General features: G+C 71.4%; 1 protein-coding gene. It reads right to left on the bottom strand.

Annotation, left to right across the window (positions count from 1 at the left end; genetic code table 11):
• Nucleotides 1-101 precede the first annotated feature (101 nt).
• Nucleotides 102-842, bottom strand: a 741-nt coding sequence (fhuF, locus tag G3N93_RS41070; protein WP_206135645.1) for a siderophore-iron reductase FhuF, incomplete at its 5' end; no start/stop codon positions are given.

The following is an 842-nucleotide window of genomic DNA, read 5'->3' as shown; positions in this document are numbered from 1 at the left end:
GAGGGTCGCGGCAACGGCGCGGGACGACGGGGAAAGCGCACCGCAGCACGCGGCGACGAGCGCCGCGAGTGCGCCGAGCGCATGCCGGCGGCCGGCATCCGTCACCGGATCGCGTCCTGCTCGGACAGCGCCGCATCGCTCATCGTCAGTAGCAGGGGGCAGCTTCCACACAGTTGCGTTTCTCCAGGAATTTCATAGCGCAGGCCGCACCCGCCGCGCGCGCGAAACGGCGTCGGCACAAGCGCCGAGCGCGGCACGGCCTCGCGCACGGCCACACCCAGCGGATTCGGTTCGCCGTGCACGCGGCGCGAACCGAACAGCCAGGCCTGATCGCGGACGGGATCGGCGGCGCATGGCAGCGAACGATATGTTTCGAGCAGATAGTCGAGCAGGTTGCCCGCGTTGCTCCACAGCACGCGCGGCGTGACGCGGCCCATCGCCGCGAGCAGGTCGATCACCGCGCCGAGATGCGCGATGAGTCCCGCATAGCGGGGCGCCGGGTCGTCGCACGGTGCGCCGAGCGCATCGTGCGGGAAGTACAGCGCGGCGGGCATCCCGTCGTCGAGCGCGACGTACGTGCGCTCGGGCGTCATGTCGAGCGGCCGGCCGAGCGTCAGCGCGGCGACGACGCCGGCCGGCGCCGCGCGACCGAAATAGTATTTGCTCCATTGCGACATCAGCGCGCGCGCATGCTGCGCCGGATCGCCGCCGTAATGGCCGACCATCGCGTCGAGGATCGCGTTGCGGTGATCGGGCAGCGTGCTGACGGGCACGACGATCCGGCCCGGCGCATCGTGCGCGTCGTCCGGCATGCCGAGCCACACGACGTCGAGGTGTTCGGC

It is taken from the genome of Burkholderia sp. Se-20378 (genome assembly GCF_017104665.1).
Classification (GTDB): domain Bacteria; phylum Pseudomonadota; class Gammaproteobacteria; order Burkholderiales; family Burkholderiaceae; genus Burkholderia; species Burkholderia lata.
This window is presented reverse-complemented; position numbering and strand designations above follow the sequence as displayed.